The sequence below is a fragment of the Lentilactobacillus sunkii DSM 19904 genome (genome assembly GCF_001435575.1).
Taxonomy (GTDB): domain Bacteria; phylum Bacillota; class Bacilli; order Lactobacillales; family Lactobacillaceae; genus Lentilactobacillus; species Lentilactobacillus sunkii.
Map to the genome: position 1 here is coordinate 1 of NZ_AZEA01000043.1, position 8,570 is coordinate 8,570.

Consider the following 8,570-nt stretch of genomic DNA (forward strand, 5'->3'; position numbering starts at 1 on the left):
ATCTCCGGTCAACCTGTATTACACTGCCAATGAGCTTAATACCATTACCGTTAAAGATTACGATGTTAATGGTGATCCAAACACGCCGGTCAGTGTGAACGTGCCAACCGGCAAGACTGGTGAGCAGTTGGACTTGAACGATAATAAGAATCTCAACATTCCAGCTGGCTATCACAAAGCAACAGGAAATGAGTTAGATGGCCATACACAACCGGAAAATCCAACCTACACTACAACACCAAAGACTGTTAATGTATTTTTGGTTGGGGATGACGTGAATGATGCAGTGACCGTTCATTATGCCGTTCAAGATGAAACTGGCAAACCAACCGCAAATGAGCTGTCAACGGATAGGATCAATAGTAAAGTCGGTCAGACAGTGACTGTAAACCCAAGTGGTAAGCAGCCAACATTTGATGGTTATACGATTGTGCCAAATCAAGCGACGCAGCAAATCGTTGTAACGCCTGATACTCATAAGCAGGTAACGATTTACTATACAGGGGATGCAAATTCCCATGTGATCGTACATTTGGTTGATACAAATTCTGGGAATACAATTGCGACCGATAAGCCTGAAGGCCACACTGGTGAGACTTTGGATTTGAATGATAATTCCAAGGTTACAATTCCTGATGGTTATCATCGATCTGACAAGAACGAATTGCCAGATGGTAAACAGCAAAGTGGTAATCCTACCTATACAACTAAGGATCAGGATGTGGACGTTTATATCACAGGAAACGACATTACACCAAACGATGCCAACGCCGTTACTGTTCACCATTATTTGACTGGAACGACTCATCCGGTACATGATGATACGAAGGTTGGCGGCCGAGTAGGACAGACTGTTAAAATTGATCCACAAGCAAACGGGAATGCCGTTACCGGATATACCCCAGATGCGGATCAAACAGTCCAACTTCGTACTTTGGGGACCAAACCTGTTTCAGATGTAAACATTTATTACACGCCTAATGCTTCTAACAACATCACGATTCAGTATGTTGACGGAAGCACAGGAAAGGTTGTCGGCACAACGACGCCAAAGGGATACTATGACAACCAGGTAGATTTGACCAATCCTTCTGTGGTTAAAGCTCCTAAAGGTTATCATTTAGCAACTGCAAATGAACTTCCGAAGGGCAAGCAGCAGCCAGCAGTCAACCCAACATATTCGAATAAGGATCAGACAATTACGATCTTTGTATTTGGGGATTACACTGGAAACGGTGGCACAACAGGCGGTTCAGGCGTCGTTGTTCCAACAAAGACAACCGACCAGCCGAAAGCGTCAACACCGGCCAATCCAGTGGTAACAGCACCAGCTACCAACGATGCTGCACCACAAGTCCAAAGAAGAGTTATGAAAAAGGGCGAAGTTGTTTACTCTTTGAAGAACATCTATCTGTACAAGAATAAGACATTCTCAAAGAAGGAACGCAAGGCAGGATATGTAAGCAAGCCACGCGTTTATCGACCTATGTTTGTTGTTATCGGCCACAGCTATTCGAAGAACGGTCTTCTGAGATATAAAGTTCGTGACGTTAACCATTTAACAAAGAACCGTCATCTCGTTGGATACATCACTGCCAACTTCGATTATGTTCGTCCTGTGTACTATCAAGGCAAACATCAAACGATCACAGTTATTAATCCACGTGGTGTGAATGGCTACAAGCGCAAAGACTTAACTGGCCACTCAGTTAAGTACAAGCAGGGCACAGTGCTTCATGTCTCAAAGGTCGTTCATCACAATCTGACGACCAGATATGTTCTTACCAATGGTCAATACATTACGGCTAACCGCAAGTTGGTTATGACCGGTAAGAAGAAAATGCCTAGAACCATTCGGTTGAAGAGAACCATCAATCGTTATAAAGATGCCAACTTCACTCACAAGAATAAGAAGCGGATCCAAAGAGGAACCAAGCTTAAAGTTCTCGGATATGATTACTCGCATGCAAACAGTGTCTCAAAGCACGGGATGTTGAGATACCGAGTAGCAGGTGGTTATGTAACCGGAAATTCCAAATTTGTTAAAGTCCATTATTAAGCAGATTGATTAGCATATGAACAGTAGAAAAGAGTCGACTTTGCGGTCGGCCCTTTTTTAAGTGTTTCATAATGGTGGATGGAAGTAATCTCCATATCAGGGATGAATTTTGGTACAATTAAGCAAAGATTGTTTATATAATGCGAGAGGTGATTGATGTGGTGAAGCCAATGAACTTTAATGAAATCAAGAAACAGGACAAGCAGCAAGCCAAAAATCGTCGAAATCAAATACTTGCTCAAGCAAAAAAGAAACAAACAAAGTTATTAAAAGATTCAACCGATGAAAGTCTCCGCTTAAGAAAGGACACACCAATTTCAAGTAATTATAAATTGGACAAAAAATTAAAGCGAGATAATAAGAAATTACAAAAGAAGCTGCAGTCTATTCAGGCGGATCAGAATTCATCCCAGCAGAATATTATGAGGCTGAAGATGAAAGTATATAACCTAAAACAAGAGAACCAAACTCTGAGGGATACCGCTAATGGGCTGGAGTCCGAGCTAAAAGAAGCCATTCAGTCTAGAACTGAAGATTATAATACCAAATTAGAGCTAAAGAATAATAACGAAGGATTGAATCACCAAATTGGATTGTTGAATAAACGAAATCAGAGTTTGAGAACAGGAATGCGCCATCTTATCAAGAGCTCGCAGAACAAACAGGTTCAACGATTATACGCTGACAAAGAAAAGCTAAAGAAAAAAATGGAACAAACGAAGGTTCATCTTTCAAAACTAGATCAAAGAAATGCAGAATTGACAGAAAAGCTTCATCAATATCGTAATTATGAAATACCTGGTCAAGGCAAAGGTGTCCACAGAGCAACTACACAGGAACTCATTAATGAGCTTTTTGCCAGAATTGATGAAACCAGAGTCGGAGAATTTCTTTCATTACTCCCACTTTTTAATAAAATTGATTATTTTTTGAAAATGGGGATGAGTAACGCCAATACCCACCTTCGAAAATCAGAGTTAATGAAAGATAATCAGGAACTATATGGATATATCCATATTGAGGGAGACCAATTGAGCTTTATCGCGTTGGATGGGTCTGTATTTCCTGACCCATCGGTAATAGGTGATAAGTTCGAACTCCAAGAAGGTGAAGTTTACCGGGGAAATTATAATTTGGGCACCGATAAGTTTGTGATTAATAAGCACTATGTGGCGGCAAACTATTACAGAGATACTGCATCAAATCAGATTCATGGCAAAAAGATGTCAGGAAAGATTTCTGCAAATGGTTTTATTAATCAGTTCATAGCTGATCATCCGGATGCAAAAGACATTTTAGCCGGAAAAAATATTGAGATTGTTTCATGGTTCAAACAAGTGAGTTATAAACGGGCATTCCAACCATTTGGGGTAAATATCGACATTTTGGACCCAAATGAAAAAAGCGGCGGGTTAATTTACCAACGAATTGAGAATGTTGATACTGATTTTGCCTTTATTTTGTTAGAGGGATCCCATCATGTAAACAGTCAGATTTATAAGGACCGTCCTGCAGCTAATCCTGATAAGATTAGAATTCTGGAAAATGCATCACCAAGAGAGCTGCTGCAGATGAGTTATGACCACTTCAAATCGCAGACAACCAGGTCTCTCAGGAATTGACTAAAGGGCTTAGTTGTTCAAATTATTGATAGTCTGAATAATCCGATTCAACATCTCATCCTTGCTGTTTTCTTCTCTGACCAATAAGTAAAAGTCACGGGAAAAGTGTTCTCCAAGTGACTCAACCGGAACCCCTGTTGGCAGATCTTTGTCTGAAAGCAGTGCCTGACCCACACCCTGGGCGACCATTCGGCGGATTAAGCCGCTGTTGTTAACATGGATGAGTTTATCCGGCTGGATATCAGCTTCTCGAAAGTATTGTTCAGTGTAGTAGCCGATCCCGGAACCGGGTTCTCTGGTAATCCAGTTACCATTATCAACGCCGGCTTTAACCAATTGGTCCTTACCGATTGAAATTCGTGAAATGCTTTCGGTAACGAGTGGTTTTTCGATAAGGCCAATATCGATTTTGTAGGTCTCCAATTGGCTCAAAACGCCTTCGGAATTGGAAACTGTCACGTCAAAATCAAGATTGGGCAGGTATGCGACTAATTTGTTTGCAATTTTTGCGAATAGAATTCGTGAGATGGTTTGAGAAATGCCAAACTTAACTTTTTCGTTGTCTTCGTCTCCTAAGCGGGTAATTTGCTCATTTACATCCTGCCAATTTTTCAGAATCTTACCAGCCCGTTTATGTAATAGGTTGGCAGCTTCCGTCGGGACAATTTCACGTCGGCTTTTTCGTTCAAATAGTTCTGTATGAAGCTGTAATTCCAGTTGTTTGATTTGATTTGAAACCGTTGGCTGGGTGATAAACAATTGTTGGGCAGCCAATGAAAAGCTGCGGGTTTTATAGACAACCATGAAGGTTTCCAGAAATTTGAACATGTCGAGGGCTCCTTATAAATATCATTTATAATAAATATTAATACTATCAATTTTATTTATTCTACCATACACGCTATAATTAGTCTCATCAAAGAGAGGAGACGACCGCATGAAGTTATTTTTGAAGAAGTTACCTTTACCAATTTGTGGATTAATACTTGGAATTGCCTCACTGGGGAATTTATTTAAAGCAATCGGCTTGCCAATCGTCGGCAACGCTGTGGGGATCTTATCATTAGTCCTGATTCTGCTGGTGATTGCCAAGATTGGCGTTCATTTCAAATTAAGTATGAACGATTTAAATGATCCGATCATTGCTTCAGTTGCCCCAACCTTTACCATGTCACTCATGATTATCAGCACTTTCTTGAAATCATGGGGTCTTCCAGTATTACCATTAGCAGTTTGGACATTCGCAGTGATTTTGCAATTCGTTATTATGGGATATTTTATCTATCGTCATTTATTACGTCCAACTGTTGAATTGGATCATGTATATCCAAGTTGGTTTGTAACTTTCGTTGGAATCGGTGTGATTCCGGTAACTGCCAACAACTTCATTCCAGCACTTGGCACACCAATCCTTTGGTTATCATTAGGATTATATGCCATTCTGCTGCCAATCGTCTGCATCCGATTATTAAGACGGGAATTCATGTTTGAAGCAACTTTACCTCTGCTTACAATCATGGCCGCACCAGCATCACTTTGCCTGACAGGTTATCTGACAATGAATACCAACCCATCATGGGCATTTTCATTGGTCATGGTTCTCCTGGCTCAAGGCTTGTACTGGGGTACCCTCACTAAGATTTTTAAATACATTCGCTTATCATTCTACCCAAGCTTCGGTGCTTTCACTTTCCCGCTGGTCATTTCAGCAACTGCGTTGAACTTATTTAACAACAGTTTCCACTTAGCCAATGGACTTAACTCGATCATTGGCGTAGTCGCAAACTTGGAAATTACCTTAGCAACTTTCATGGTTGTCTTCGTGGTAATCAAGTATGGTCAATTCCTGGTCAATCTTGCAAATCAAGCAGCCCAAGAAAAGAAAGTCGCCGTTTCGAATGACGAAACAATTACTAAGTAAATCGATTAAAGCCAGCCATTATGGTTGGCTTTTTTAGTTTGTGGATATAGACACTATGCATTTAATTATAACTATAAATATATGAAAATGCTTAAAACAATAAGTGAAGCCAAAAATACGACTTTTTTTGAGAGGATTTTTAGCGTTATTTGATCTTTAGTTTCCATTTTACATACTTCACTATTCCAATAGTAGCAAGGCTTCATAACAAATAATCGCTAACCATTAGTAACTGGTTAAAGTTTGGTTTGCGAATCGGTTATACTGGTGCTATAATCGTTTTGTAATCGGTGATAACATCCGCTTAGGGATCGGTTGTTGGGGGTGCCGGTATTTCAGATAGGAGCGGTGATTTTTATGGATTATGAAGTTAGCAAAAGCAGTACGTCAAACACATGGAAATGGATTAGTATTGCGCTCTTTTTAATTTCACTAATAGTTGGGGTGAATGTGCAGTCGCAGCATGTTCAAGCTGCCGATATCAGTGGTAAGGTCAGTGGGTTGACGGCTGATAAGGCCTTTTATAATGGAAATCCAGTAACGGCCGATGAGGTTGCCAACTGGGAAAAATTTCAAAGCTATCAACTTACATACAAGTATCAAATAACCACTGGAACTAAGGTTGGGGATGGCGACACAGCGCAGGTTACCTTACCCAACGGAGCAACTTTTAATAGTGAACAAAGTTTCCCCATTAAAGCTGCGGATGGTACGGTGATTGGAACCTTTCACGCGACTGCCGGATCAACATTTGGCCACATTACCTTTACAGATTACTATGCCACTCATAACAATGCGATGAGTGGTACGATTAATCTTTATGTAAGTGGGCCAAAAACAGATGTCAATCCTGACGGAAATGATAGCTATATTGCCAAGAATGGTTACGCTTGGAATGGTGACTGGATGGGGCACACCTATCCACTTGATAAGAACAATCGATATCAATACGCCGAATGGGATGCAAAAATCAATCCCAACAGTAAGAAACTTGTGAATGCTGTTGTCACTGATACCATACAAGATCCAGATAAACAGTCACTTGCACTAGATGATTCAGGAAGTCCATTATTGAGACTTCAGTATGACGACAAAACACCTGTCTCACCCGATGATTACACGATTCAATATTTACCGAGTGCAGATAAAGCAACTTCGTTTACAATCAGTTGGAAGAAAGGCGTTGTTTTAGATAAGCCAGTTAATGTACTGTACTTGGTCAAGATTACTGATAAAGGTTACCGTGATAACGGTGACTCGCTTCAGCTTAACAACACCATTAAAATTACTGGCACGGTAAAAGGCAACGGTACTGGCGGCGACAGCGTGATTAATGAAAAAAGTGGACAAGCCCATGCTAACATCATTCTCGGTGGAAGTGGTACCGGTGGCGGTTCCGGTTATAGCATTAATGTCGTAAAGGAATGGAAAGGATTACCAACCGGCACAGATGCACCCACTACACCCGCAATTGAAGCGGATTTATATGCGAATGGTAAAATAACCGATCAAAAAGTTACTTTGAATGATTCAAACCATTATAAGGGAACATTTGATAACTTATTTGAATATGATTCTGGCAACAACAAAATCATATATACCGTTGCCGAAAAGTCGGTTCCCGATGGTTATAAAGGTACAACCGATCCACAGCCAGTTGTTACCAAGGATAATACGAATACGGCAACGTTAACCAACACCTATATTCCAGTAACACCGGCAACAACTTCAATTCACGTCAAAAAAACCTGGACAGGTGTTCCAAAGGGCGTTACTACCCCAGATGTTACATTTACTTTGTACGAGAATGGTAAGGCAACTGACAAGACACTTAAACTCACAAATGATAATCACTATTATGGTGACTTCACTAACCTGCCAGAAAAGGATGCATCCGGCAAAACTATTGATTACACTGTTAAAGAAACAGCCGTTTCAGGGTATAAATCTGAAAATAATGAAAAATCACCTGATAAGAATGGCTTGGTGACTTTCACCAACCAGTACATTCCAAAACAGACCAATATCACTGTTAAAAAGACTTGGGAAGGTGTCCCATCAAATACTGATAAGCCAAAAGATGTCATTGCTGTTTTGTATGCAAACAATAAGTCGACTAACAAAACTGTTGATTTGAATGCATCAAACAACTGGACGGCTCAGTTTACTGATCTTCCTGAAACGGATGATAATGGGGATCCAATTACCTATACCGTAGCAGAGAAGACTGTTCCTTCAGGCTATACATCAATGACGCCTGGATTGCAGCCGGTTAAAGATGGCGTGGTTACACTCATTAATGAATATGTTCCAAACAAAACCTCAGTCACCGTTCATAAAGTTTGGCAGGGTGTTCCAAGTGACGTGACAACACCAAAGATCCTCGTCACTCTGTATGCCAACGGTAAAGCAACCGACAAGACGTTGACTCTGGACAGCCAGAATGGTTATTTGGGACGATTTGATAACTTGCCTGAAACTGATGCGAATGGTAAAACCATCACTTACACCGTTGTTGAAACACCTGTAAATGGTTATACTTCAACCACGAGTGGCCAACAAGAAGTTAAGAATGGTTTGGTCACATTGATTAACGCATTTATTCCGCAAAATCATTCGATCAAGGTTGTTAAAGAGTGGTCCGGTGTTCCATCTGGAACGGTGCCACCAACGATCACCGCTGAGTTGTACGCCAATGGTAAAGCAACTGGTCAAACGGTAACGTTGGATTCAGATAACCATTACACAGCATTGTTTGAGAACTTGCCATCAACTGATGCAAGTGGAAACCCAATCACATATACCGTTGCTGAGACCAAGGTGCCTGATGGATATACGTCATCGACAACTGGTCCACAACCGGTAAAAGATGGTGTGGTTACTTTGAAGAACGAGCATACGCCAGTTACTCCCGTAACACCCGTTACGCCTGTGACACCTAAGAAGCTGTCTAAAATCTCTTAAGTAA

At 40.8% G+C, this 8,570-nt stretch carries 5 protein-coding genes; 4 read left to right on the forward strand and 1 reads right to left on the reverse strand.

All coding sequences use genetic code 11. The features are described 5' to 3' along the window. The coding region (locus tag FD17_RS13245; RefSeq protein ID WP_235803228.1) for a DUF5776 domain-containing protein at window positions 1-2,059 on the forward strand (2,059 nt) is incomplete at its 5' end. 170 nt (window positions 2,060-2,229) lie between these two features. Further along, the gene (locus FD17_RS12560; protein WP_235803229.1) at window positions 2,230-3,681 is read left to right on the forward strand and encodes a hypothetical protein; all 1,452 of its coding nucleotides are present in this window, start codon (window positions 2,230-2,232) and stop codon (window positions 3,679-3,681) included. Window positions 3,682-3,690: 9 nt separating this feature from the next. Here FD17_RS12560 and FD17_RS12565 read toward each other — a convergent pair whose 3' ends face one another. Further along, entirely contained in the window at window positions 3,691-4,509 is an 819-nt protein-coding gene (locus FD17_RS12565; RefSeq protein WP_057826525.1) for a LysR family transcriptional regulator, read from the reverse strand. 109 nt (window positions 4,510-4,618) lie between these two features. Here FD17_RS12565 and FD17_RS12570 point away from each other — a divergent pair, with 109 nt between their 5' ends. Then, on the forward strand, window positions 4,619-5,602 hold the full coding sequence (locus FD17_RS12570) for a TDT family transporter (RefSeq protein WP_057826526.1): 984 nt from the start codon (window positions 4,619-4,621) through the stop codon (window positions 5,600-5,602). A gap of 357 nt (window positions 5,603-5,959) precedes the next feature. Next, the gene (locus tag FD17_RS12575; RefSeq protein ID WP_057826527.1) at window positions 5,960-8,566 is read left to right on the forward strand and encodes a Cna B-type domain-containing protein; all 2,607 of its coding nucleotides are present in this window, start codon (window positions 5,960-5,962) and stop codon (window positions 8,564-8,566) included. Window positions 8,567-8,570 lie beyond the last annotated feature (4 nt).

What these genes read in the sequence shown, in the direction of transcription:
- FD17_RS12560 (WP_235803229.1), top strand. Translation starts at nt 2,230, where the DNA reads ATGAACTTTAATGAAATCAAGAAACAGGACAAGCAGCAAGCCAAAAAT.
- FD17_RS12565 (WP_057826525.1), bottom strand. Translation starts at nt 4,509, where the DNA reads ATGTTCAAATTTCTGGAAACCTTCATGGTTGTCTATAAAACCCGCAGC.
- FD17_RS12570 (WP_057826526.1), top strand. Translation starts at nt 4,619, where the DNA reads ATGAAGTTATTTTTGAAGAAGTTACCTTTACCAATTTGTGGATTAATA.
- FD17_RS12575 (WP_057826527.1), top strand. Translation starts at nt 5,960, where the DNA reads ATGGATTATGAAGTTAGCAAAAGCAGTACGTCAAACACATGGAAATGG.